The sequence below is a fragment of the Microbaculum marinum genome (assembly GCF_037855135.1).
GTDB classification, from domain to species: Bacteria; Pseudomonadota; Alphaproteobacteria; order Rhizobiales; family Tepidamorphaceae; genus Microbaculum; species Microbaculum marinum.
Genome location: NZ_JAZHOF010000003.1, coordinates 110,780 through 133,630 on the forward strand (window position 1 = coordinate 110,780; position 22,851 = coordinate 133,630).

At 65.5% G+C, this 22,851-nt stretch carries 23 protein-coding genes; 8 read left to right on the plus strand and 15 right to left on the minus strand.

The annotated features are described in order from the left end of the window. Positions 1-3: 3 nt before the first annotated feature. From V3328_RS07640 to V3328_RS07655, 4 genes are read right to left on the minus strand one after another with little or no spacing between them, the layout of a single operon-like run. Positions 4-525: a DUF4040 domain-containing protein gene (locus V3328_RS07640; protein ID WP_340329041.1), complete on the minus strand. Its 522-nt coding sequence runs from the start codon at positions 523-525 to the stop codon at positions 4-6. 5 nt (positions 526-530) lie between these two features. After that, a complete protein-coding gene (mnhG, locus tag V3328_RS07645) occupies positions 531-1,049 on the minus strand; it encodes a monovalent cation/H(+) antiporter subunit G (RefSeq protein ID WP_340329042.1) in 519 nt (172 codons plus the stop codon). Then, positions 1,046-1,327, minus strand: coding sequence for an MrpF/PhaF family protein (locus tag V3328_RS07650; RefSeq protein WP_340329043.1), 282 nt, complete (start codon positions 1,325-1,327; stop codon positions 1,046-1,048). The genes mnhG and V3328_RS07650 overlap by 4 nt, the downstream gene beginning before the upstream one ends. Next, positions 1,327-1,818 carry a Na+/H+ antiporter subunit E gene (locus V3328_RS07655; RefSeq protein WP_340329044.1) on the minus strand — a complete coding sequence of 164 codons (492 nt, stop codon included), beginning with the start codon at positions 1,816-1,818 and terminating at the stop codon, positions 1,327-1,329. Before V3328_RS07655 ends, V3328_RS07650 begins: the two co-directional genes overlap by 1 nt. 231 nt (positions 1,819-2,049) lie before the next feature. Here V3328_RS07655 and msrB point away from each other — a divergent pair, with 231 nt between their 5' ends. The 5 genes from msrB to V3328_RS07680 all read left to right on the plus strand — a co-directional run bounded on the left by msrB (position 2,050) and on the right by V3328_RS07680 (position 7,203). Next, a complete protein-coding gene (gene msrB, locus V3328_RS07660) occupies positions 2,050-2,475 on the plus strand; it encodes a peptide-methionine (R)-S-oxide reductase MsrB (RefSeq protein WP_340329045.1) in 426 nt (141 codons plus the stop codon). 66 nt (positions 2,476-2,541) lie between these two features. Beyond that, on the plus strand, positions 2,542-4,677 hold the full coding sequence (locus V3328_RS07665; protein ID WP_340329046.1) for a S9 family peptidase: 2,136 nt from the start codon (positions 2,542-2,544) through the stop codon (positions 4,675-4,677). Between the two features lie 119 nt (positions 4,678-4,796). Next, complete coding sequence (locus V3328_RS07670; RefSeq protein WP_340329047.1) at positions 4,797-5,186, plus strand: hypothetical protein; 390 nt, start codon at positions 4,797-4,799, stop codon at positions 5,184-5,186. Between the two features lie 152 nt (positions 5,187-5,338). Further along, positions 5,339-5,770 carry a hypothetical protein gene (locus tag V3328_RS07675; RefSeq protein ID WP_340329048.1) on the plus strand — a complete coding sequence of 144 codons (432 nt, stop codon included), beginning with the start codon at positions 5,339-5,341 and terminating at the stop codon, positions 5,768-5,770. 212 nt (positions 5,771-5,982) lie between these two features. Next, positions 5,983-7,203, plus strand: a complete 1,221-nt coding sequence (locus V3328_RS07680; protein WP_340329049.1) for an acyl-CoA dehydrogenase — start codon at positions 5,983-5,985, stop codon at positions 7,201-7,203. 86 nt (positions 7,204-7,289) lie between these two features. On the opposite strand, the gene V3328_RS07685 is transcribed toward V3328_RS07680, so the two are convergent. From V3328_RS07685 to V3328_RS07700, 4 genes are all read right to left on the minus strand, one after another. Beyond that, the gene (locus tag V3328_RS07685) at positions 7,290-7,940 is read right to left on the minus strand and encodes a pyroglutamyl-peptidase I (RefSeq protein ID WP_340329050.1); all 651 of its coding nucleotides are present in this window, start codon (positions 7,938-7,940) and stop codon (positions 7,290-7,292) included. A 111-nt stretch (positions 7,941-8,051) separates the two neighbouring features. Next, positions 8,052-9,065 carry a methylmalonyl Co-A mutase-associated GTPase MeaB gene (gene meaB, locus V3328_RS07690; RefSeq protein WP_340329051.1) on the minus strand — a complete coding sequence of 338 codons (1,014 nt, stop codon included), beginning with the start codon at positions 9,063-9,065 and terminating at the stop codon, positions 8,052-8,054. A gap of 72 nt (positions 9,066-9,137) precedes the next feature. Further along, positions 9,138-9,629 (minus strand): DUF1131 family protein, encoded by a 492-nt coding sequence (locus V3328_RS07695; protein ID WP_340329052.1) that lies wholly within the window; start codon positions 9,627-9,629, stop codon positions 9,138-9,140. Positions 9,630-9,814: 185 nt separating this feature from the next. Continuing rightward, the gene (locus V3328_RS07700) at positions 9,815-10,975 is read right to left on the minus strand and encodes a Gmad2 immunoglobulin-like domain-containing protein (protein ID WP_340329053.1); all 1,161 of its coding nucleotides are present in this window, start codon (positions 10,973-10,975) and stop codon (positions 9,815-9,817) included. Positions 10,976-11,075: 100 nt separating this feature from the next. Between V3328_RS07700 and V3328_RS07705 the strand changes: the two genes are divergently transcribed. Further along, entirely contained in the window at positions 11,076-11,642 is a 567-nt protein-coding gene (locus V3328_RS07705) for a hypothetical protein (protein ID WP_340329054.1), read from the plus strand. Positions 11,643-11,646: 4 nt separating this feature from the next. Here V3328_RS07705 and V3328_RS07710 read toward each other — a convergent pair whose 3' ends face one another. The 6 genes from V3328_RS07710 to V3328_RS07735 all read right to left on the minus strand — a co-directional run bounded on the left by V3328_RS07710 (position 11,647) and on the right by V3328_RS07735 (position 17,442). Continuing rightward, entirely contained in the window at positions 11,647-12,042 is a 396-nt protein-coding gene (locus V3328_RS07710) for a PIN domain-containing protein (protein ID WP_340329055.1), read from the minus strand. A gap of 7 nt (positions 12,043-12,049) precedes the next feature. Next, positions 12,050-12,286, minus strand: a complete 237-nt coding sequence (locus tag V3328_RS07715; protein WP_340329056.1) for an AbrB/MazE/SpoVT family DNA-binding domain-containing protein — start codon at positions 12,284-12,286, stop codon at positions 12,050-12,052. Positions 12,287-12,375: 89 nt separating this feature from the next. Beyond that, complete coding sequence (gene scpA, locus V3328_RS07720) at positions 12,376-14,538, minus strand: methylmalonyl-CoA mutase (protein WP_340329057.1); 2,163 nt, start codon at positions 14,536-14,538, stop codon at positions 12,376-12,378. Then, positions 14,535-16,532, minus strand: coding sequence for a methylmalonyl-CoA mutase family protein (locus V3328_RS07725; protein ID WP_340329058.1), 1,998 nt, complete (start codon positions 16,530-16,532; stop codon positions 14,535-14,537). Before V3328_RS07725 ends, scpA begins: the two co-directional genes overlap by 4 nt. A gap of 110 nt (positions 16,533-16,642) precedes the next feature. Next, complete coding sequence (locus V3328_RS07730; protein WP_340329059.1) at positions 16,643-17,050, minus strand: DUF4332 domain-containing protein; 408 nt, start codon at positions 17,048-17,050, stop codon at positions 16,643-16,645. Positions 17,051-17,091: 41 nt separating this feature from the next. Then, positions 17,092-17,442 (minus strand): DUF2267 domain-containing protein, encoded by a 351-nt coding sequence (locus V3328_RS07735; protein ID WP_340329060.1) that lies wholly within the window; start codon positions 17,440-17,442, stop codon positions 17,092-17,094. A 176-nt stretch (positions 17,443-17,618) separates the two neighbouring features. Between V3328_RS07735 and V3328_RS07740 the strand changes: the two genes are divergently transcribed. Together V3328_RS07740 and V3328_RS07745 are read left to right on the plus strand one after the other, a co-directional pair. Beyond that, entirely contained in the window at positions 17,619-19,106 is a 1,488-nt protein-coding gene (locus V3328_RS07740; protein WP_340329061.1) for a helicase HerA-like C-terminal domain-containing protein, read from the plus strand. 103 nt (positions 19,107-19,209) lie between these two features. After that, positions 19,210-20,610: a M20/M25/M40 family metallo-hydrolase gene (locus V3328_RS07745; RefSeq protein WP_340329062.1), complete on the plus strand. Its 1,401-nt coding sequence runs from the start codon at positions 19,210-19,212 to the stop codon at positions 20,608-20,610. Between the two features lie 734 nt (positions 20,611-21,344). Here the strand turns inward: V3328_RS07745 and V3328_RS07750 are convergent. Beyond that, positions 21,345-22,844 (minus strand): tripartite tricarboxylate transporter permease, encoded by a 1,500-nt coding sequence (locus V3328_RS07750; RefSeq protein ID WP_340329063.1) that lies wholly within the window; start codon positions 22,842-22,844, stop codon positions 21,345-21,347. Positions 22,845-22,851 lie beyond the last annotated feature (7 nt).

Here is a 22,851-nt window from a genome sequence, read left to right on the forward strand (position 1 = left end):
GTCTCACTCCTTCGCCTTGCCGCGGCGGTTGCGGCGCAAGAGCAGCAGGACACCGATGCCGGCGGTGAACACCACGACGGTCTCGCCAAGCGTGTCGTAGCCTCTGTAGCTGGCCAGCACGGCCGAGACGACGTTCGGGACGCCGGTTTCCGGGATCGACCGCTCGAGATATCCGATGCCCTCGTTTGTATTCAGCGGAGAGTCGGCGGCGCCGAACGGCGGCATGTCCATCGAGCCGTAGACCAGTGCCGCGCCGATCACGACAGCAACGAACATCGGCAGTATCGGCGAGTGGCGAGGCGCGGCTTCCTCGGTCTTGGTCAGGTACAGGGCCGCCAGCATCAGCACGGTGGAGACACCCGCGCCGACGGCGGCCTCGGTCATCGCCACGTCGACGGCGTCGAGGACGATCAGGACGCTTGCCATCAGGAACGAGTAGATGCTCGACAGGATGACGACGGCGAACAGGTTGCGCAACCGGACGATGCCGACCACGACCGCCGCCATCATCGTCAGCAAGACCATGTTGATCAGCGCTTCGATGACCGGCCTCCCTTGCCGCGGCCCGATCCGGCGCCGGTACTCGACTTCCTTGAAGTCGAACGCTTGCGGCTGGTCGACTTTTTCGCCGACGTCTTCTTCACCGGCGCCGCGGGATGGGCAGGCCTCGGCTCCCGGTCCTGGCCGACGATGAACTCACCGATCAGCCCGAGTTCCTTGCGCCTGCGGCGACCGCTGCGGTCGAACAGCATCGGTTCCAGTCCGACGGCAAGCGCACCGCGCGCCAGCGCGTGAGTCGAAATCGGCCCGGCGAAGAACAGGATGGCGAGAATGATCAGGAGCTTCACGGTAACGAGCGTGAACCCCGCCTGGACGATCATCCCGAGAACCAGCAGGCCGGCGCCGAGCGTGTCGCTCACAGAGGCGGCATGCATGCGCGTGAACACATCCGGCATGCGGATCAGCCCGACTGCGCCGATGACCAGGAAGATGCTGCCGGCGACGAGAAGTATCGCGCTGACGATGTCGGCGGCGAGTTCCAGGCTCATGGCGTCGGCTCCTCGCCGCCACGATGGCCCAGGTCCCCGAAACGGAAGTACTTCAGCACCGCCAGCGTGCCGACGATATTGAGCAGCGCGTAGAGGATGCCGAGATCGAGGAATTCGGGGCGGCCGGTCATGAAGCCGAACACCGCCAGCAAGAGGATGGCGCCGTTGCCGATGGAATTTGCCGCGACCAGACGGTCGAAGACGGTCGGGCCCGCCAGGGCGCGGGCAACCGCCAGCGCCAAGGCGATCAGTACGGCGACGGCGGCGACGAAGAACATCAGCTTTCGCCCTCACTTTCGCCCTCAAAGGCAGAGACGCGCCGATCCATCTCCCCGTCTTCCAGTGCTTCGACGCCCTCGTCGGTGAGGGCGTGCACCAGGATCTCGTACCGGCGCTCCAGCACCACCGCCGAGATCGTGCCGGGCGTCAGCGTGATGGAGTTGGCATATGTGGTGATGCCGACCGGACCCTTCTGGTGCGAGGTGACACGTACGAGGTTCGGGGATATCGGCAGCTTCGGATCCAGGATGATCTTAGATACGTCAATCGCCGACTTGAATATCTCGACGATCAGCCACGGCCAGTAGGTGATGCCCCCGACCGTGTTTGAGATGGGAAAGCTCTCCGCATCCACCACGTCCATGCGGCGCACGAAGAAAACCGCGACGGCGACGGACGCCAATCCATAGGCGATCAGCAACGCCTCGTAGTGTCCGGACAGCAAGAGCCAGAAGGCGAAAAGAACCGCCGCCAGAATAAAGAGCCGCATTGTTCGGCCTAACCCCTCCCCGGTCTGCCGTGCGCAACATCCAGCAGGCGAAAGCCACGCGCCCCCCGAAAACCCGCGAATCGCCGCCAGACGAACATACGAAGGCACCGACCTAGGTCAATCAAAACCGGCCAGATATGCCGAATTGTCACGGGCGGCCTTGGCATCTCTTGCCGACGAACGATATCTGTTGCGTCAACATCCTGGAGTGCCGGCAAAGTGAGCGCGAAAATGGCCGATCAGACATCCGAAATCAAGGTCACCAAGTCCGACGCGGAGTGGCGTGAACAACTGACGCCGGAGCAGTATCATGTCACCCGCAAGCACGGCACCGAGCGCGCCTTCACCGGTCCGTACTGGGACGACAAGTCGCCCGGTATCTACACTTGCGTCTGCTGCGGCGCGCCGTTGTTCGACGCGGAAACGAAGTATGACTCCGGCACCGGCTGGCCGAGCTTCTACGCACCGATCGACGGCGACGCGGTGAGCGAACACGATGACCGGTCCCTGTTTGCCCGCCGTACGGAAGTGCGGTGCGCGAATTGCGACGCCCATCTGGGCCATGTCTTCCCCGACGGTCCGCAGCCGACCGGCCAGCGCTACTGCATGAACGGCAATGCGCTGAACAAGGTGGCAGACGACGAAAGCAGCGCCTGATCTTGCTGCTCGGGCTCCGGCGGGCTACAGCCTCGGGGCCATCCCCCCACTGCCCGAGTATGCTCCATGCCTGCACCCATCGCCGAACGCCGTCCCGAGCGCACCACCCACCACGGGCGGGAGCGGGTTGACGAGTATGCCTGGCTGAAGGCGCCGAACTGGCAGGAGGTCATGCACGAGCCAGGCGCGCTCGATGCCGATATCCGCGCCTACCTCGACGCCGAGAACGCCTGGACCGATGAGGTCCTGGAGGACACCAGGCCGCTTCAGGAGCACCTGTTCGCCGAATTGCGCGGGCGCATCAAGGAAGACGATTCCAGCGTTCCCTCGCCGGACGGGCCTTTCGCCTATTCGATGCGCTACGAGGCCGGTGCCCAGCATCCGCAGATCATCCGCCAGCCACGCGAGGCCGCGGAACGCCCCGGCGCTGATGCCGGCGGGACCGAAACCGTCCTTCTCGACGGCGACTTCATGGCTGCGGAGAAGGCCTATTTCCGCCTCGGCGGCGCCGAACACAGCCCCAACCACGAACTGCTGTACTACGCGACCGACGAGGTGGGCTCCGAGTTCTACACGATCCACGTTCGCAACCTGTCGACCGGCGAGGATTTCGAGGATTCCATCCCGCGTACCACGGGCGGGGCCGTCTGGTCCGCCGACAGCCGCTACCTCTTCTACACCTGGCTCGACGACAACCACCGCCCCAAGAAGGTTATGCGCCACAAGGTGGGGACTGCGTCCGACGACGACGTGGAGATATACGACGAGGCGGATCCGGGGTTCTTCGTCAGCGTCGGCAAGACCCAGTCCGGCCGCTACATCACCATCAATGCGCACGACCACGAGACCTGGGAGGTCCGCCTGATCGACGCGCGCGAACCGGAATCCGACCCGGTTCTGATTGCGGCGCGGCGGCCCGGCGTCGACTACCGTGTCGAGCACCGGATTGCCGGGGCGCAGGACGACGGGCTTGTGATCCTCACCAACGACGGCGGCGCCGAGGACTTCAAGATCGTCACCGCACCCGCAGATGCACATGGCCCCGACAACTGGCGCGACCTTGTCGGCCACCGCGCCGGCCGGCTGATCCTCGACTGCGTGTGCTACCGCAATCACCTGGTGCGGCTGGAGCGGGAGGACGGCCTGCCGCGCATCGTCGTGCACCGGTTTTCCGACGGGCTCGAGTACGCGATAGCCTTTCAGGAGGAAGCCTACTCGCTCGGCCTGTCGCACGGATACGAGTTCGACACAACGTCGATCCGGTTCAACTATTCCTCGATGCGCACGCCCGCAGAGGTCTTCGACTACGACATGGAGACGCACAAGCGCGTGCTGCGCAAGGAGCAGGAGGTGCCGAGCGGCCACGACCCGGAACACTACGAGACGCGCCGCCTGCACGCGACAGGCCACGACGGAGAGACAATTCCGGTCTCTCTGCTCTACAGGAAGGGGCTGCCGCTCGACGGATCGGCACCGTGCCTGCTGTACGGCTACGGCTCGTACGGCATCTCGATCCCCGCCTCGTTCAACACCAACTGCCTGTCACTGGTCGATCGCGGCTTCGTCTACGCCATCGCGCATATCCGCGGCGGCAAGGACAAAGGCTTCCACTGGTACACGGACGGAAAGGCCCGAAGGAAGACCAACACCTTCCACGACTTCATCGCCGTCGGAGAATACCTGGCGGATGCGGGCTACACCTCCCGCGGCCGCATCGTCGGCCACGGCGGATCGGCAGGTGGCATGCTGATGGGGGCGGTCGCCAACATGGCCCCGGACCTGTTCCTGGCCATCGTCGCGGAGGTTCCGTTCGTCGACGTGCTTGCGACCATGCTGGACGACACCCTGCCGCTGACGCCGCCGGAATGGCCCGAATGGGGCAACCCGATCGCCAGCGCCGACGACTATGACGCCATCGCGGCCTACAGCCCCTATGACAATGTCCGCCGGCAGGCCTATCCGAACATTCTCGCGCTGTGCGGACTGACCGATCCGAGGGTCACCTACTGGGAGCCGGCGAAGTGGATCGCCAGGCTGCGCGCCAACACGACGGGCGATCCGACGATCCTACTGCGGACCAACATGGATGCTGGCCACGCGGGCGCCTCGGGGCGATTCGACCGGCTCAAGGAAGTGGCCCTGGTCTACGCGTTTGCGTTGAAAATGGCTGGAATTCCCCACCCTGACGAGTACACATCCTGAGAAGCAGCGACTCTTGCAACAATTGAAACGGTTTTTCAGACATTCCATTCCGCGAATGAAACAGTTGCCGGCGTAGGTTCCGGTTCTCACCTGAAGTCAACCGAGGGAGAACTCCGGAAATGTCTGCATTTGCAAACAAATTTCATTGCGGTATCCGCGCGGCGGCCGTTGTGCTTGCCGTCGCGGCAACTGCGCTTGTGGCAGCACCCGCTGCGAAGGCGGATTTCGGCTTCGCTACATTTTCCGTTTACGTGAAGGCGTCCGGCGGTGCGGCAAACGCAACGGGCGTCAAGGGCGCGAAGCGTTCGGGCACTGGAAAGTATTACGTCCAGTTCATGCGTGATGTCCGCAATTGCGTGTACGTCGCCTCTGTCCGCGGCAAGAGCGGCGGCCAGGTTTCCATCAAGCCGACGCCGGGCAATCCGAGCCGTTTGCAGTTCTTCACGTTTTCGAAGACAGGCAGCGCGAAGAACCAGCCCTTCGAGGTCATCGTCAGCTGCAACTACTGACGCCGACCGTCGAGCCCGTCACCGACCCAGTCGACTGACGGCTCGCAGCGGCCCGACCGAATAGCTTTCACGAAAAGTCATCGATCCGCCTTGAGCTCAATTGCCACGCAGCTGCGGAGCGCGCCGAGCCAAGGGCCCTCATGGAGTGAAGAATGCGCAATAAAGTACTACTTTCGCTGGCAGTTGCCGCAACGCTCGCGGCGTCGCCCGCCGCCGCCAAGATGGAAGAAGGTGAACCCGGGTACGTCGCTCCGCCGGCTCCGGAGGCCGCCGACAAAACCCTGGGGATGGCGCTGATGTCGGCGTCCGTCATTGCCGGCTGCGACCAATCCCGGGGCGCCGGGCTCGAAGGCATTGAAGATATCTCGGCCGGTGTCTGCAACGTGACGTTCAACCGTAACGTCCGCGACTGCACGATCGTCACCGGCGTGGGCGCCTTTTCCGGGACCGTTGTCGATGGACACGCCCAATTCAACTACATTTCAGGTGCCGAGAACGACAATATCATTCAGGTGGAGACGAGAAACAACGCCAACAATCCGGCCGACATCTCGTTCCACGTCATCGTGTTCTGCGCGAGATAGCAATTACCGACGCGATCAAATCCGGCGCGGCGGAGCCTCCGCCGCGCCTTTTTCTTTGCGTCATCGCAGGCGGGTCCCCGATCGGGCGGGGCGATGAAACACGCCCGAAACTACTTTAAACCTAAAATAATTCCGCTACCGTCTCGCCAAGGCTGCCGCCTTGCGCTAGATGTCCGCCCAGTCGAACAACGATGAACCGAGGGATGTCGCCCATGTCCGTCGCTGCCGCCAGCGCCAAGCCGTCCGCCACCGCCTATGCCAAGTTCGTGTGGGAGGATCCGTTCCTCTTCGAGGACCAGCTCACCGAAGACGAGCGGATGATCCGCGACACGGCGCAGGGCTATGCGCAGGACAAGCTGATGCCGCGCATCCTCGAAGCCTACCGCCATGAGCAGACGGACCGGTCGATCTTCAACGAGATGGGCGAGCTGGGCCTGCTCGGCGTGACGATTCCGGAGGAGTATGGCGGTGTCGGCGCCGGCTACGTGTCCTACGGGCTGGTCGCCCGCGAGGTCGAGCGGGTCGATTCGGGCTATCGCTCGATGATGAGCGTGCAGTCGTCGCTGGTGATGTACCCGATCTACGCGTACGGCGACGAGGCGCAGCGCAAGAAGTACCTGCCCAAGCTCGCGTCCGGCGAATGGGTCGGCTGCTTTGGCCTGACCGAGCCCGACCACGGCTCCGATCCCGGCGGCATGGTGACGCGCGCCGAGAAGACGTCGTCCGGCTACAAGCTGACCGGAGCCAAGATGTGGATCTCAAACTCGCCGATCGCCGACGTAATGGTGGTGTGGGCGAAGTCATCGGCGCATGACGACCAGATCCGCGGCTTCATCCTGGAAAAGGGCATGAAGGGCCTGTCCTGCCCGAAAATCGAGGGCAAGCTGTCCCTGCGCGCCTCGATCACGGGCGAAATCGTCATGGACGGCGTGGAGGTGCCCGAGGAGAACCTGCTGCCGAACGTATCGGGCCTGAAAGGTCCGTTCGGCTGCCTCAACCGGGCCCGCTACGGAATCTCTTGGGGCGCCATGGGCGCTGCCGAGTTCTGCTGGCACGCCGCGCGCCAGTACACGCTCGACCGCAAGCAGTTCGGCAAGCCCCTGGCCGCCACGCAACTCATCCAGAAGAAGCTCGCCGACATGCAGACGGAGATCGCGCTCGGCCTGCAGGGCTCGCTCCGGGTCGGCCGCCTGATGGACGAGGGCCGCGTCGCGCCGGAGATGATCTCGCTGGTCAAGCGCAACAATTGCGGCAAGGCGCTGGATATCGCGCGGATGGCCCGCGACATGCACGGCGGCAACGGCATCGCAGACGAATTCCACGTCATGCGGCATTCGTCCAACCTGGAAACGGTCAACACCTACGAGGGCACGCACGACGTGCACGCCCTGATCCTCGGCCGTGCCCAGACCGGCATTCAGGCGTTCTTCTGAGGTCCTTCGGGAACCTCGAACCTGTCGACGGAGATGCCCGGGTCAAGCCCTGACGGGTGCCCGCCATAGGCGGCACCTGTTCCGCATCATTGTGGGGCGTGGCCCGACAATCTCCTGTTGCGCACCGTTACCGCCGTCACCGCAATCGCCGTCTCCATCGCCAGAGCCAGCGCGGACCAGCCGGGCCGCTCGTGCGGTGCCCGGCGTGCCCTGACCTCCGCCGGCCAGGGCAGGTGCACGAAGCCCGCGATGGTTCCCTCCCTGGCAAGGCCAAGCGAAAGATACGTGGCGTAGTTGCACAAATAGCCGCCGGCATCGTGCGATAGCCTTGCCGGAATGCCCTCGGCACGGAGCGCTGCATTCAGGCGCGCCGCCGGCAACGTGGCGCGGCGATGGAGCGGGCCGTCCGGCTCGATCGCAACGCGGTCGGGATGTCGCCGCGCGGCGTCGGGGAACGGCCGCATGTAGTTGGCGCCGCGCGTCTCGACGCGCACCTGCCCTGCCCGACCGTGCAGGCCGAAGTGAATCGCTGCGTCCGGCCGCACCTGCGCCCACAGCCGCGGCAGCATCTGCGCCACAGCCGCGTACTCCGTCGGCAGCACGGTCGCCGCGAGTTCGATGTCGAGACGGGTCGCCAGACGCCGCACGTCGAGCGCCCCGACCAGCGTTTCGGTAGGATTTCTCGGTGCGCCGGGAAAGGCGGAGAAACCGGTCACCAGGATGCGGGGGCGAGTCATGATCCCGTTATAGCGCGAGTCGCTCTGCAGCGGCTCGGTCCGCCGCCGGACCTGCGGCCCCGACGCAGCCGCCGCTTTGACTGGCCGAACCGGAGCCCGATCGTCCCGAGCTCACGCGCCGAATTTCGGCGCGATCTCCTCGACCGCCGCGGTGGGCGCGAGTGTACCGGCGTGGACCTGGGCCTCGATCTCATCGATGCGGGCGGAGATTTCCGGGTCGGCACGCAGCAGCCCGAGCAGTCGCTCCTCCAGCATCGCCCACATCCATCTGACCTGCTGGTCGGCACGGCGTTCGTCGAACTCGTGCGAGGACTTCATCGCGTCGCGATGTGCGGCGATCTTCTCCCAGAGATCGTCGAGGCCGACATTATCCCTGCCGGAGACCGCCAGCACCGGCGGCGACCAGTGGCGGCTCTGCGGCGTCAGTATGTGCAACGCCGCGCGGCACTCGGCTGCTGCCCGCCTGGCACGGTCGGCGTTGTCGCCGTCGGCCTTGTTGACGGCGATGATATCGGCGATCTCCAGGACGCCCTTCTTGATGCCCTGCAGTTCGTCGCCCGCCCCTGGCAATGCAAGCACGACGAAGACATCGACCATCTCGGACACCGCCGTTTCCGACTGTCCGGTTCCCACCGTCTCGACGATCACCACGTCGAAGCCGGCCGCCTCGCAGACCAGCATGGTCTCCCGGGTTCGCGCGGCGACGCCGCCGAGCGTGCCTGAGGCGGGCGAGGGTCGGATAAAGGCGCTCGGATCGACGGCGAGCCTGGCCATGCGCGTCTTGTCGCCGAGTATCGAGCCGCCGGTGCGCTGCGACGACGGGTCGACGGCGAGCACCGCGACCCGATGGCCCCCGGCAGTCAGGTTGACGCCGAGCTGGTCGATCGTCGTCGACTTGCCGACGCCGGGAACTCCGGTGATGCCCACGCGCCAGGCTTCGCCTGTATACGGCAGGATCGCCTGCAGCAACGCCGCCGCGACACGGCGATGATCGGGCCGACGGGATTCGACCAGCGTAATGCAGCGGGCCAGCATCGCCCGATCGCCGTCGCGCAGGCGCGACACCGCCCCCTCCAGGGAGGTTCCATCGGGAAGCGTCACGGAATCGCGCGGATCGTCCGGCATCGTTGCGGAATAGCGCAGCGCGGGGTCTGCGTCACCCGTCTTCCCGCCCGCATTCGTCAACCGCAGGCCGCATCATCCGCTGCGGGTCGGTATCCAGACGATTCGCTGCAGTTCCCCCTCAGCCAGGCTCGAGGCGGGTGCCAGTTCGTTGGGAGAACCGTTCCAGCCGCCGTTGTCGAAGACCAGCCGGACGTTCGGCGCGCCGCGGGCGGTGCAAACCGCCATGCCGAGCCACGGGCCATGGCCGACCGAACAGCTGTCCCGACTGATGCCGGCCTGACGAAACGTCATTCCCAGCCGCTCGCCGTTCGGTCCGGCAACCGCCAGGCCGGAACCGTGCACCGCCTTGATGCCGCCGCCCGACCTCTCGGGAATGATCATCATCACCTGCAGACCGTCGGAGAACACCGTCAGTGCACTGACCACACCGTCCTCATCGGCGGTGGAAATCACGTCGATGCGTTCGTTGGGAAACAGCTGGCGGAAGGTGGCGGCGGAATAGCCGGTCTCCGGGGTAATGGGGCCGGCCGACTCCGCGGTGATCGTATAGGAAATCGGTATCACAGAGGTCGCCGTCGGCTGGTCGTCGCCCGCACACGCGGCAAGGACGGGCAGAACGGCGAAAAACGTTAGAAACCGTCGCAACATGGCTTGTTCACACATCTCCGCACAATCGACTGGACCCGACCGGTACACAAACGACCGGGCCGCAGCAAGCTACCGTTTGTCACATCATGGACCGCCTACTCTCAGTCGAATTCCACATAGATCGGCACACGCTCGACGGGCCCGGCCTCACCGTCGGACGGGTCGTCTTCGGAGATCACCACAATTCCCGTCTGGCCGGTTGGTTCGGCAAACTCGACCGTGCCGGAATACGCGACCATTCCCGCCGCGATGCCGCTGGTCGGCACGGCAGTGTCCCAGGTGACGTAGCCGGTGCCGAGACTGGTGCCATTCTCGTCGAGCACCTCGACACCCGCGACACCTTCGAAGAACCAGTGCGACGGCGCCTCGCCGGACAGCGCCAGCGGCGACGAGACCGCTTCGCCGTTGCGCGGGCTGGCGCTCAGCAGCAGTGCGCCGGGAAATTCCCAGTTCGTCACGGACTCGAGTCCGACCGGCTCGCCGCCGAACAGCGAGGCGTATTCGGGTGTGAGGTAGGGGGCGAATACCTCCGCGGGAATGAAAACCTCGTAGCTTCCTTCCGCGTATGCGCCGACCGCGTAAGGCGGGAAATGGACGGTGATGCCCGCGGCGCCGGCGGCATCCCTTGCCGGCGTCAGGGTGAACAGGCGGAAGGTATCCGCAGTGGGCGTCACGACATCCAGGGATTCGTCGCCTTCGCCCACCGTCTCGCCGAACCGCTCGGACTTCTGGGCGGCGAGGTCGCGCCGGGTGAACTCGGTCATCGCGGCAAGGACGGGCGCCCCGTCCGACAGGTCGCCGAACAGCTCGAACAGCCCGAACTCCCGTCCGCTGCGGACATCGAAATTGATCACGTCGAAATCGGTATTGGGGTGGGCGCCGCCGGTGTAGGTGAACTTCGATTCGAGCAGGCTGAAGACAGGCTCCCGGGCATAGCGCTCTTCGAAGACGATATCGTAGGACCACGGCCGCCACGGATAGTCCGGATCGTCGCCGAACTCGGCATATTCCGCTTCAGCGTCACGCCCGAAAGCCGCCATTTCCGACTTGGCGCGCGACAGCGTCAGCCGGAACAGCGCGGGCACGGTTTCCGAAGTGCGGGCAAGCGCGACCCGGATGTCGGCCGCTTCGCTGGAGTCCTGCAGAACCAGCGGAGGGCCGATGAGGTCAGGCCATCCGCCCGGCCCGTCCGACCCGCGCGCCGGCAGGCCGGCACACGCAGCAATCAGCCCCGTCACGATCAAAATGTATCCGGCTTTCATCATGCCTCCCCGAAACCGATTTCGTCGTCTAGAAATATCCCTTCTCTACTAATAGCCAGATGGCCATACCGCCATCCGAACTCTCAAAGAGGTTTAATTCATGACATCCCGCATTGGACTGATCGGATTGCTGACCGTTCTTTTCACCAGTTCTCCGGCGCTCGCCGAGGTGCCTTACCCGACAGTGGATTTCCAGGGCGAGTGGGTGCTCAGCGACGACAACGGCAACATCGCCCACGCCGAGATGCACTATTCGGCGGACCAGAAGAAGATGCGCATCAAAATGCAGCAGCAGGGAATGGAGATGAGCAGCGTGCGCGACATGACCTCCGGCGAGATGCTGATGTGGTCGAACCAGATGCCGGGGATGGCAATGCGCCTGCCGACCCCGGCGGGCGACGAGTTTGACGCAGAACCGACCGACGAGGTGAAGACGATCGGATCGGAAACCTGCACGATCTGGAAGATGAAGGAGGTCGAGGCCTGCCTGACCGAAGAAAACATCCCGGTGCAGACCTCCGGCATGGGCTTCGGCGCCTCGCTGGAGAACATCGAGCGCATTACGCAGGACGCTGGGCTGTTCAGCGTGCCGGAGGGCGTCACCATCCGCGACATGCCGATGACCATGCCAGGCGCCGCCGGCATAGGAAAGGGGCTGCCGTTCTGAGGGGTCAGAGCGAGGTGACGCCGGAAAGTTTGTCGAAACGGCGGTCGAACGTCACCGTTTCGGCGCAGCCGGCAGCGACATTGCGGCTGGCAATGACGAGATCGGAGAAGCCGACGGACCCCTTCCGGTAGGGATCTAGTAGCGGCCAGATCGATTCGGCGTCCTCGACACGCAACTCCGCGGTCGTCAGGAGCGCATCCAGCAATCCCGTGATCTGGCCACGCGAATAGCCGTAGGCCCGTTCCAGGACCCAGACCAGTTCGACCAGGACGACGATGCCAATGTAGCCGGGAACTTCCGGGGACAGGTTGTCCTCGATGAAGCGGGCCGCCCGCTTCGCCTGGTCGGCGTCGTCGGCGACGATGTAGCGAACCAGCACGTTGGTATCGAGACCGATCACGCCCCCGTCACGCCTTGCTCGCGCCCTCGCCGACCGCTTCCTCCATCTCCTCCAGAGATCGCGCCCGGTCGGGCTTCGGCAATGCCTCCTTCAGAGAACCGATCGGTCGATTGGCGGGCCTCATCACGACCTCGCCGTCCTGCACGACGTAGAGAATCCGGTCACCAGCCTTCAATCCGAGCCGCTGGCGGATCGCCTTCGGGATGGTCGTCTGGCCCTTAGAGGTCAGGGTCCCTGTATCCATCAAGGTCTCCTTACTTCCGATAAGATGTAAGGATAGGCAGACGAAGGCCGAAGTTCAAGGAACACCCACTTTGCGAAAGGAGGCTGTGCCTACTCCGCCGCTTCCGCCGGCTCGTGGCCGAGGCGCTTGTTTAGGTCGGCGATCAGCGATACCGCGGCATCGGCGATCACCGTGCCGGGCGGGAAGATCGCGGCGGCGCCGGCCTCCTTCAGCGCGGCGAAATCCTGCGGCGGGATGACGCCGCCGACGACGATCATGATATCGCCGCGGCCCATTTCATCGAGAGCCGCCTTCAGCTCCGGCACCAGCGTCAGGTGGCCGGCGGCGAGCGAGGAGACCCCGATGATGTGGACGTCGTTCTCGACCGCCTGTCTGGCCGCCTCGTCCGGGGTTGCGAAGAGCGGGCCGATGTCGACATCGAAGCCCAGATCGGCAAAGGCGGAGGCAATCACCTTCTGGCCTCGGTCGTGGCCGTCCTGGCCCATCTTGGCGACGAGAATTCGCGGGCGCCGCCCCTCGTTCCGCTCGAAGGCGTCGACCATGCGCTGCACGCGCCTGACGTTTTCGTCCATCTGCCCGACCTCCTGCCGGTAGACGCCCGAGATCGACTGGATCTCGGCCTGATGGCGGCCCCAGACCTTCTCGAGCGCGCCGGAAATCTCACCGACCGTGGCCTTGGCCCGGGCAGCGTCCACGGCGAGCGCCAGCAGGTTGCCCTGCCCGGCGTCGGCGCTGGCGGTCAGCGCCGCAAGCGCTGCATCCACGGCCGCCTGGTCGCGCTCGGCGCGCAGTCGCCGCAGCTTGTCGATCTGCTGGCGGCGCACCTCTGAATTGTCGACCTTGAGGATCTCGAGTTCGTCCTCCTCCGTAGGCTTCCAGCGGTTCACCCCGACGACGACCTGGCGGCCGGAATCGATGCGCGCCTGGGTGCGGGCGGCGGCTTCCTCGATCCTGAGCTTCGGCAGCCCGGCCTCGATCGCCTTGGCCATGCCGCCCATCTCCTCGACCTCCTGGATATGCCCCCAGGCTTTTTCGGCGAGATCATGGGTCAGCCGCTCGACGTAGTAGGAGCCGCCCCACGGGTCGATGACCCGGCAGGTCCCGGCCTCCTGTGCCAGCATGATCTGGGTGTTGCGGGCGATGCGGGCGGAGAAGTCGGTCGGCAGCGCCAGCGCCTCGTCGAGCGCGTTGGTATGCAGCGATTGCGTGTGGCCCTGGGTCGCGGCCATCGCCTCGATCCCCGTGCGGGTGACGTTGTTGAACACGTCCTGGGCGGTGAGGCTCCAGCCGGAGGTCTGGCAATGGGTCCTGAGCGCCAGCGACTTCTGATCCTGCGGACCGAACGGCATCACGAGGTTCGCCCACAGGAGCCGGGCGGCGCGCAGCTTGGCGATCTCCATGAAATAGTTCATGCCGATCGCGAAGAAGAAGGACAGCCGGGGGGCGAAACGGTCGACGTTCAGGCCCGCCTCGATGCCGGCGCGCATGTACTCGACGCCGTCGGCAAGCGTGTAGGCGAGTTCCAGGTCGGCCGTCGCGCCGGCCTCCTGCATGTGGTAGCCGGAGATCGAGATGGAGTTGAACTTCGGCATGAGCTGAGAGGTATAGCCGAAGATGTCGGAAACCACCCGCATCGACGCCTTGGGGGGGTAGATGTAGGTGTTGCGGACCATGAACTCCTTGAGCACGTCGTTCTGGATCGTGCCCGTCAGCTTCTCCGGCGCAACGCCCTGCTCTTCGGCCACCACGATGTACAGCGCCATGATCGGCAGCACCGCGCCGTTCATGGTCATCGACACGCTCATCTTGTCGAGCGGAATGTGGTCGAACAGGATCCGCATGTCGTAGATCGAGTCGATCGCCACGCCGGCCATGCCGACGTCCCCGGTGACGCGCGGATTGTCGGAGTCGTAGCCGCGATGAGTTGCCAGATCGAAGGCGATCGACAGGCCCTTCTGGCCGGCGGCGAGATTGCGCCGGTAGAAGGCATTGGAGTCCTCGGCCGTAGAGAATCCGGCGTACTGCCGGATCGTCCAGGGCCTCGTCGTGTACATCGTCGGATAGGGGCCGCGCAGGAAGGGCGCAATGCCCGGCCATGACTTCAGGAACTCAAGCCCGTCGCGATCGGACGCGTCGTAGGCGGGCTTCACCTCGATCCCTTCGGGCGTAACCCAGGCAGATCCGACCGGCGCAGCCGCCGCGGACTCCGGTATCGCGAAGGGAACCTGGGTGAAATCGGGAATGCCGCTCATCGCACATCCTCTCCAGCCATATTGGCAGCGTCGGTCTTGATGCCAAGGCGCCGGTAGGCTGAATCCAGAAACGACAGGATATCACATCCTGCGAAGAGATACTCGTCGACGCCGGCCTCCGCCCAGTCGCGTTCGCGCTCGCCGGGGCGGCCGGCCAGGTAGATGCCGGCCGCCTCGTTGGCCTTCAGCACCCTGGCGTAGTCGGCTGCGTGCTCTTCATAGCCGGCGTCGGTGCCGCAGATGCAGGCAATGCGGGCGCCGCTGCGGGCGAAGGCCAACGCCATCGCATCCTGGTCGGCATAGACGTCCGCGCCGAGCGCCACCAGGCCGCCCGCCTCGAAAGCATTCCTGGCGAAACCGGCGCGCACGGTGAAGTCGGCCATCGTCCCTATGGTGGCAAGGAATACAGCCGGACGCTTGCCGGACTGATCGCGCACCCGGTCGCTGGCGTCGCGCAACCGCTCGAACGGCTCGGCGAGCCGGTAGCGCGGCACGGCCATGCAGCGGATCCAGTCGAGGCCCGCCGTCGCGACGATGTCGGAGATGGAGGCGCCCCGTTCGACCGCCGCGACAAGCGCCGAATAGCGCGCGCCCCTGGCCGGCTGGGGAATGTCGATCTCTTCTCCCGACAGTTCGACATCGTCCGTCTCCGGGCGCAACGTGCGAACCGGCAACTCGGCAAGATACGGAAACTCGGAAACACCGGTAAGGGGCACCTTTCGGTGCGCCACATCGGCAATGCGCGCATCCTGAACGGCCTTGATCCGACGTTGCAGCAGGCCCGAGACGGCCGATTCGATGATGCCCCCTTCCGCCTCTATTCGCTGAAATTCCGCCCAGGCGGCTTCGCACATCCTGCCGGTCAGTGCCTCCACGTAGCCCGAGCCGGCGGCCGGATCGCCGACCCTGCCGATGGCCGCCTCCTCTATCAGGACGAGTTGCGTGTTGCGGGCAAGGCGCCGGGCAAATCCGTCGGGGAGACCGAGGGCGGTAGTGAACGGCAGGACGGTCAGGGAATCGGCTCCGCCGATCCCGGCGGCGGCGGTCGCGACCGTCGTGCGCAACAGGTTCACCCACGGATCGCGGCGCGACATCATCCGCCAGGATGTCTCCGCATGGATCCGCGCGGGCTCCGGCGTCAGCCTGCAGGCCTCCTGGACACGATCCCAGAGAATGCGGATTGCTCTGAACTTCGCGATCGTAGCGAACTGATCGGCATCGGCGGCCAGCGAGAAGGTCACGAGACGCCGCGCCGCGTCCGCCGGCAGGCCGCCCTTCTCCAGAACGCGCATGTGCTCGACGGCGACGGACAGGCAATACGCAAGTTCCTGAGCCTCCGAACCGCCACCGCCATGGACCGTGCGCCCGTCGGCGACGAACGGCGCGACGTTCCAGCCCGTTTCGACGAGATAGTAGGCAAGATCCACCGACCACGCGCTGACCCGGTCATAGGACGCAAGAAGCCGGCCCAGTCCGACGAGCCCGTTGGCGGGGTCCGACTGGCCGACGATATCCACGGAACCCGGCTCCAGGCCCCACGTGCGGGCCAGCGCGATCGCAAGGACCATGGCTGGGCGGCTCTGATAGCCGCCGTCGATCCGCAATTTGACGCCGGTCAGGTCGACGCCGTCGAGAACGGTGGTCAGGTCGGCTACGGTGTTCACGCCAACGCCGTAGCCATTGGCACCTATAGCGCCGGGGAAGACGAGTTCGAGACCGTCGGCACCGCCATCGAGGTCGGCCCGGACGAGCCGGTTGGCGGCAGCCGCATGGGGATGATCGACGCGCTGGAAGACGGTCCACCGGCCCGACCGCCCCCCGGTGGCCGGGCCACTATCCTGCTGGCCGTACAGGGGTTCGATCTCGATCGCGTCACGCGTCTTGGTGACCAGCGAGCGTCTGAAATCGCGCCCCGCCAGGACCTTCTCGACCAGGCCGAGCCACTGCTCCTCTTCGGCCGCCGGGAAAGCGGCGGCCAAGTCCAAATCACTCATTCGGTCGCCTCGCCCCGCAATCCTGTTCGCCGACCGTCAATCCGACCGTCGCTAACTGCCACACCGCGCGAGCGATCGCCACCGTCCAAAGGTGGTGACTTGGCGGCGGATCAATACTTCATCACGGGCGACAGCCCCTTGGCCTGCGCGACCCAGTCCCGGACCTTGCTCTCGCCCGGAAGCGCGCGGACCAGTTTCTTGACGTCATTTACCTCCACCATCCTGGCGTAGAGGTTCTCCGGCCTGCGGTTGCGCAATTCCTTGATGGTGTCGACACCGGCCACCTCAAGGAGCTCGGAGTATTCCTCGCCGACCCCCTTTATGCGCATCAGGTCGGACATGTTCGCCCATTTCAGGATGTAGGTCTCGTCGATCCCGGATTCGGCTGCCAGCTGTTTGCGGCCCTTGGGGTCCCTGGCGCGATCGTGCAGCTTGCCGGTGGTCCGGACGCCTGCCTTGTCCAGCATTTTCGCGTACTTCTTGCCAATACCTTCGATCTTGAGCACCGGATAGGACATGAAACGTCTCCTCTCGCCTGGACGCTTTTCCGGGGTTCCCTTCAGGCGAACTGGTTGAGACCGGGAACCGAAGCGACCACATCGTTTACCAGTTCGTCGCCCGCGTGCAGCTTGGCATAGGCGATCAGTTCCCTCGCCACGCCCTGGATCTGCCCCATGTCGAGCCCGGCGGAGGTGAGGGAATTATAGGCCGCCATCGCGCCGATCATGCCGCCCATTCCGCCGCGCGGCGTCTGCACGCTCTCGGCCCCGGGCAGCCTCTCCACGAGCTCCGCTACCTTGTCGGGCGGGCCCGCCTGCTTGAGGAAACCGAGCATGTTGGAGAGCGCCAGTTCGGCCTGCTCCCTGCTGATCCCGACCGTCGTCACGAGCCGGTCGACGAGCTCATCCATGAATGTCTCCTCATCCGCCGACAGGATCGGCGCCCCGTTTATGGGCATATTGTGCAATGGCGTCCGGACAGTGACAACCGCGCATTGCGCCCGTCCGGAGCGGTTCCTATAAGATCTGCCGGCGAGGTCCGCGCAACGCGGACGGCTTCGTCGCACACGGTTTGCAAGGGGCCGACATGTCGGACAGCGACGGCAGGATCTTCATCGGCGCCAGCGTCAAGCCGGAGCACATCCACCTGCGCTACGCCAACCGGCACGGCCTCGTCACGGGCGCCACCGGCACGGGCAAGACGGTGACCCTGCAGATTCTCGCCGAGGGGTTCGCCAGTGCCGGAGTGCCGGTGTTCTGCGCCGACGTGAAGGGCGATCTTTCCGGCATCGCGGCGCCGGGAGAGCCGAAGGACTTCCTTCTCAAGCGGGCCGAGGCGATCGGGCTTGCCGACTACGCCTTCGCCGCGACGCCGACGATCTTCTGGGACCTGTTCGGCGAGCAGGGCCATCCGGTCCGCACCACCATCACCGAGATGGGCCCGCTGATACTGTCGCGCCTTCTTGAGCTCACCGAGGCGCAGGAAGGGGCCCTGAACATCGCCTTCCGGATTGCCGACGACCAGAATCTGCTGATCCTCGACATGAAGGATCTCCGGGCGCTGCTTCAGCATCTCGGCGAGATGGGCGGCACGGTGACCACGACCTACGGCAACGTCACCAAGCAGACGATCGGCGCGATCCAGCGCCGCCTGCTGGTCCTGGAGAACCAGGGTGCCGAGCACTTCTTCGGCGAGCCGGCGCTGTCGATCGACGATCTGATGCGCGTCGACGGCGACGGACGCGGCTATGTCAACGTGCTCGCTGCCGACCGACTGATCTCCTCGCCCCGGCTTTACGCCACCTTCCTGCTCTGGCTCCTCTCCGAACTGTTCGAGGAATTGCCGGAGGTCGGCGATCCGGACAAGCCCAAGCTGGTATTCTTTTTCGACGAGGCGCACCTGCTGTTCGACGACGCGCCTGACGCGTTGATCGACAAGATCGAGCAGGTGGTGCGGCTGATCCGTTCCAAGGGCGTCGGCGTGTTTTTCGTTACGCAGAACCCCCTCGACGTACCAGACAAGGTGCTGGCGCAACTGGGCAACCGCGTGCAGCACGCACTGCGTGCCTACACCCCTCGCGAGCAGAAGGCGGTGAAAACCGCTGCCGACACGTTCCGCCCCAATCCCGACTTCGATACGGCACGCGCAATCACCGAACTTGGTGTCGGAGAGGCGCTGGTCTCGACGCTGGAAGACAAGGGGGTCCCCTCGGTCGTCCAGCGCACGCTGGTGCGGCCTCCGTGCTCGCGGATGGGCCCGATAGGCGCGGCCGAACGGACGACGCTTATGTCCGAGAGCCCGGTTGCGGGCATCTACGACACTGCGGAGGACCGGGAATCGGCTTACGAGATCCTGGCGGATCGCGCCGCCAATAAGGTGGAATCGGCTGCGAACCCTGACCGCGCTCCGAAGGCACCCCCGGACACCTTCACGGGCCTGCCGAAGGAACTCGAGGACGCCGGGATCCAGATCCTGAAGTCCTACGGACGGTCGCTTGCCTCCTCGCTTGGCCGCAACATGGGCGATGGCGGAGCAAAGATCGTTCGCGGCATCTTCGGTTCGCTGCTGCGCTGAAGTCTTCGCCGGCAGCCGGCGCAGTCGGACTTGCCGCCGGGCGCCAGTTCGACTAGCCGTTGCTTCAAAAGCCCCACGGCACCCCCATCATGAGGAGTTCTAGATGACCGCCACGGAAGACGCGACCGGACGGGCGCTCGCCGCGATCGATGCCGGCCTCGCCGGCAGCCTGGACCGCCTGTTCGAGCTGATCCGTATTCCCTCGATCTCCACCGACCCGGCCCACAACGGGGACTGCCGCAAGGCCGCGGACTGGGTGGTAGCGCAGCTTCGCGACATCGGCTTCGACTCCTCGGCACGGGAGACCGGCGGCCAGCCTATGGTGGTCGGCCATTACGGAACGCCGGGAGACGGCGTGCCTCACGTGCTGTTCTACGGCCACTACGACGTCCAGCCGGCCGACCCGATTGCCCTTTGGGAGGCGCCGCCCTTCGAGCCCCGCCTGGTCGACGGCCCGCACGGCAAGCAGATCGTCGCTCGCGGCGCGTCCGACGACAAGGGCCAGTTCATGACTTTCATTGAGGCCTGTCGCGGCTGGGTGGCCGGCACCGGCAGCCTGCCGATCGCGATCACGGTGTTGATCGAGGGCGAGGAGGAATCGGGCAGCAACAGCCTCGGGCCGTTCCTCGACAGCCACAAGGACGAGCTGACCACCGACTTCGCGCTGGTCTGCGATACCGGAATGTGGGACGCGAAGACCCCGGCGATCACGACGATGCTGCGTGGCCTGCTTTTCGAGGAATTCGTCGTCACCGCGGCCAACCGCGACCTGCACTCGGGCATGTACGGCGGAGCCGCCCGCAACCCGATCAGTGTGGTGGCGCGCATCGTTGCGGCGCTGCACGACGACAACGGCCGCATTCAGGTGCCGCACTTCTACGACGGCGTGGAAGAGATACCCGCCGACATCAAGGCGCAGTGGGACGGCCTCGGTTTCAGCGCCGAGACCTTCCTGGGCGAGGTCGGCCTGGCCCAGCCTGCCGGGGAAACCGGTCGCAGCGTGCTCGAGCAGATCTGGTCGCGCCCGACCTGCGACGTCAACGGCATCATCGGCGGCTATACCGGCGAGGGCTCGAAGACGGTGATCGCCTCGAAGGCGTCTGCCAAGGTCTCGTTCCGGCTCGTCGGCGAACAGGACCCGCTGAAGATCCGCGAGAACTTCCGCGCCTTCGTGAAGGAACGGGTGCCGGCCGACTGCAAGGTCCAGTTCATCGGCCACGCCGCCTCCCCGGCGCTGAAGGTCGACACCTCGAGCCCGCAGGTGGCCAAGGCCGCCGCCGCGCTCGAGGCGGAGTTCGAGCGTCCGACCGTGATGATGGGCTGCGGCGGCTCGATTCCGATCGTCGGCGATTTCAAGCGGACGCTCGGCCTTGATTCCGTGCTGATCGGCTTCGGCCTGGACGACGACAAGATCCATTCACCCAACGAAAAATACAACCTGTCGAGCTTCCACCACGGCGCCCGCGCCTGGGCCCGGGTGATCGGGGCGCTCGCCGAGGCCTGAGCGGCCGCTGTCGGCCGCGGGGCTGTTCGCTCGTTGTCCCGGAAGCCGCGTGAGATGTTATCCGGGATCGTCGCAACCGGCTGCGCTCCGGCCCCTGGCGATCCCGGCTCTTCGGCCGGGATGACGTCTGGTGGAAGGGGCGGAGGCTGGCAAAAGGACAAGGGAGGACGGGCCGAGTCTCGAGCGTCCACCCTGTCCACCGGCCTCGCCCTCTACGTCATCTCGGTCCACCAGCCTCCCCCTCCACGTCATCCCGGAAGCCGCAATGCGGCTATCCGGGATCGCCACGGACGCAGGCGCTGCGGCCTCAGGCGATCCCGGCTCTGCGGCCGGGATGACGTGGGGTGGAAGGGGTTGCCGCGCCGGCGGCACATGGCCGCGGGTCAGCGGGGCTGGCAGCGCGCTGAGGCGCGGACCGCACCTGTCTTACTCCTGCGTCGTCCCGGAAGCCGCAGCCCTGCGGCTCCGGGCGATCCCGGCTCTGCGGCCGGGATGACGTGAGTTGGAAGTAGAGGGAACTGACAACGGCCAGCGGGTAACGCGTCACTACTGGAGCGCTTGTCCAGTCCACCAGCCTCCCCATCCACGTCATCCCGGAAGCCGCAGTGCGGCTATCCGGGATCGCCACGAACGCAGACGCTGCGGTCTCTGGCGATCCCGGCTCTGCGGCCGGGATAACGTGGGATGGTGGACGCGAGGACCATGCGATCTTCATCCGATCGCGACAGGCCGGCCTACGTGTCGCCGGCCGGCGAGGCGCCGCGGCGGCGCAGTCTGACGATGAAGGGCGAGACCCAGATCAGGATCGTGACGGCGCCGAGTACCGCCGACAGGGGCCGCTCGAAGAAGGCGAGCATCGAACCGTTCGACTTGATCATCGAGGTCATAAAACTGTCCTCGAGCAGGCCGCCGAGGACCAGGCCCAGGATCGCCGGCGCGATCGGGAAGCCGTTCTCCTCCATCAGGTAGGCGAGCAGGCCGAGCGCCAGCATGATGCCGATGCCGAAGACGGTGTTGTTGATGGCGAATGTGCCGACGATGCAGAACATCAGGATGATCGGCATCAGGACGTTGCGCGGGACGCGCAGCAGCTGCTTCGACGACTTGATCGCCGCATAGCCGAGCGGCAGCAGCAGGATGTTGGCGACGAAAAAGGATACGAAGACCGCGTAGATCAGCTCCGGCTGGTCGAGGAACACGGTCGGACCCGGGTTCATGCCCTTCACGTAGAGCACACCGATCACGATCGCCGTGATCGAATCGCCCGGTATGCCGAAAACGAGCGCGGGCACCCAGGTGCCGCCTAGACCGGCATTGTTGGAGGCGCCGGAGTCGACGATTCCCTCGACGTGGCCGGTGCCGAACTTCTCGGGTTCCTTTGAGAACTTCTTGGCGACCGCGTAGGATATCCATGCGGCGATATCGGATCCGGCGCCGGGAAGCGCGCCGACCAGCACGCCGATGACGCTGCCGCGGAACAGGTTCTTCCTGTAGCGCAACAGCACCGGCCCCAGACCTGCAAATATGTTGCCGATCGTCGATTGCTCCACCTTTGGTGGCGGTCTCACCGCGGTCACCGTGCGCAGCACCTCGGCAAGCGCGAACATGCCGATCATCGCGGGAATGAAGTTGACGCCGCCCATCAGCTCGACGCTGCCGAAGGTGAACCGCGGCTGGCCGGACATCGGGTCGAGGCCGACGGTGGCGATCAGCAGGCCGATCAGCAGGGAGAGGCCCCCTTTCCCTGGACTGTCGCTGGAGATGAAGGCAGCGCAGGTCAGGCCGAGACAGGCAAGCCAGAAATACTCGAATGAGGAGAACTTCAGGGCGAACTTCGCCAGGAACGGGGCCGTGAAGGTCAGCACGACGGCCCCGAAAAGACCACCGATGACTGCGGCGACGAGACCGGTGCCGAGCACCAGTTCCGCCTTGCCCTTCCGCGTCATCGCAAAGGCTTCGTCGGTATAGGCGGCCGATGCCGGGGTCCCGGGGATGCGCAGGAGCGCGCCGGGCAGGTCGCCCGCGAATATCGCCATGGCGGTGGCCGTAACCACGGCGGCGAGCGCGGGCACCGGCGGCATGAAGAACGTGACGGGAACGAGCAGCGCGGTCGCCATGGTTGCCGACAGGCCGGGTATCGCGCCCATGAACAGGCCGAACATGCCCGACAGCAGGATCACCGTCAGGACGTATGGATCGAAGACCAGCGGGATCGCTTCCAGGAAGATTTCCATCAGCGCA

Excerpts from the sequence above, each read along its gene's own strand:
- V3328_RS07640 (WP_340329041.1), bottom strand. The coding sequence starts at position 525 with ATGGTCTTGCTGACGATGATGGCGGCGGTCGTGGTCGGCATCGTCCGG.
- mnhG (WP_340329042.1), bottom strand. The coding sequence starts at position 1,049 with ATGAGCCTGGAACTCGCCGCCGACATCGTCAGCGCGATACTTCTCGTC.
- V3328_RS07650 (WP_340329043.1), bottom strand. The coding sequence starts at position 1,327 with ATGTTCTTCGTCGCCGCCGTCGCCGTACTGATCGCCTTGGCGCTGGCG.
- V3328_RS07655 (WP_340329044.1), bottom strand. The coding sequence starts at position 1,818 with ATGCGGCTCTTTATTCTGGCGGCGGTTCTTTTCGCCTTCTGGCTCTTG.
- msrB (WP_340329045.1), top strand. The coding sequence starts at position 2,050 with ATGGCCGATCAGACATCCGAAATCAAGGTCACCAAGTCCGACGCGGAG.
- V3328_RS07665 (WP_340329046.1), top strand. The coding sequence starts at position 2,542 with ATGCCTGCACCCATCGCCGAACGCCGTCCCGAGCGCACCACCCACCAC.
- V3328_RS07670 (WP_340329047.1), top strand. The coding sequence starts at position 4,797 with ATGTCTGCATTTGCAAACAAATTTCATTGCGGTATCCGCGCGGCGGCC.
- V3328_RS07675 (WP_340329048.1), top strand. The coding sequence starts at position 5,339 with ATGCGCAATAAAGTACTACTTTCGCTGGCAGTTGCCGCAACGCTCGCG.
- V3328_RS07680 (WP_340329049.1), top strand. The coding sequence starts at position 5,983 with ATGTCCGTCGCTGCCGCCAGCGCCAAGCCGTCCGCCACCGCCTATGCC.
- V3328_RS07685 (WP_340329050.1), bottom strand. The coding sequence starts at position 7,940 with ATGACTCGCCCCCGCATCCTGGTGACCGGTTTCTCCGCCTTTCCCGGC.
- meaB (WP_340329051.1), bottom strand. The coding sequence starts at position 9,065 with ATGCCGGACGATCCGCGCGATTCCGTGACGCTTCCCGATGGAACCTCC.
- V3328_RS07700 (WP_340329053.1), bottom strand. The coding sequence starts at position 10,975 with ATGAAAGCCGGATACATTTTGATCGTGACGGGGCTGATTGCTGCGTGT.
- V3328_RS07705 (WP_340329054.1), top strand. The coding sequence starts at position 11,076 with ATGACATCCCGCATTGGACTGATCGGATTGCTGACCGTTCTTTTCACC.
- V3328_RS07715 (WP_340329056.1), bottom strand. The coding sequence starts at position 12,286 with ATGGATACAGGGACCCTGACCTCTAAGGGCCAGACGACCATCCCGAAG.
- scpA (WP_340329057.1), bottom strand. The coding sequence starts at position 14,538 with ATGAGCGGCATTCCCGATTTCACCCAGGTTCCCTTCGCGATACCGGAG.
- V3328_RS07725 (WP_340329058.1), bottom strand. The coding sequence starts at position 16,532 with ATGAGTGATTTGGACTTGGCCGCCGCTTTCCCGGCGGCCGAAGAGGAG.
- V3328_RS07730 (WP_340329059.1), bottom strand. The coding sequence starts at position 17,050 with ATGTCCTATCCGGTGCTCAAGATCGAAGGTATTGGCAAGAAGTACGCG.
- V3328_RS07735 (WP_340329060.1), bottom strand. The coding sequence starts at position 17,442 with ATGGATGAGCTCGTCGACCGGCTCGTGACGACGGTCGGGATCAGCAGG.
- V3328_RS07740 (WP_340329061.1), top strand. The coding sequence starts at position 17,619 with ATGTCGGACAGCGACGGCAGGATCTTCATCGGCGCCAGCGTCAAGCCG.
- V3328_RS07745 (WP_340329062.1), top strand. The coding sequence starts at position 19,210 with ATGACCGCCACGGAAGACGCGACCGGACGGGCGCTCGCCGCGATCGAT.
- V3328_RS07750 (WP_340329063.1), bottom strand. The coding sequence starts at position 22,844 with ATGGAAATCTTCCTGGAAGCGATCCCGCTGGTCTTCGATCCATACGTC.